Below are 274 nucleotides of genomic sequence, written 5' to 3'. Positions count from 1 at the left end.
AAAGGGTTTAAATATATAGATATTTCCTTAACTCCATTTACCAATACATTGCCAATACATCATTTGAAACTTCAAGAAAATAACCCACAGGAAATTGATGTGATTTATATTGATGTTTTGAACCATCATATTAAACCAGCTCAACAGAGGTATACACGGACTGCTGCCAACAAATACCTATATGAAAATATCCAAACCTACTTTAAAGCAGAAATTCTAGTGGATGAAAATGGATTGGTCGTCACTTATCCGGACTTGTTTGAAAAAATTGGAG

The 274-nt window shown here is 32.8% G+C and carries 1 protein-coding gene; it reads left to right on the top strand.

Annotation, left to right across the window (positions count from 1 at the left end; all coding sequences use genetic code 11):
* Positions 1–274, top strand: a 274-nt coding sequence (locus tag SB724_RS20040; protein WP_410572582.1) for a putative glycolipid-binding domain-containing protein, incomplete at both ends; no start/stop codon positions are given.

The sequence above is a fragment of the Bacillus sp. SIMBA_031 genome (genome assembly GCF_046535225.1).
GTDB classification, from domain to species: Bacteria; Bacillota; Bacilli; order Bacillales; family Bacillaceae; genus Bacillus; species Bacillus velezensis.
Note: the sequence above shows the minus strand (reverse complement) of the source record. Positions and strands in the feature narration are given on the sequence as shown.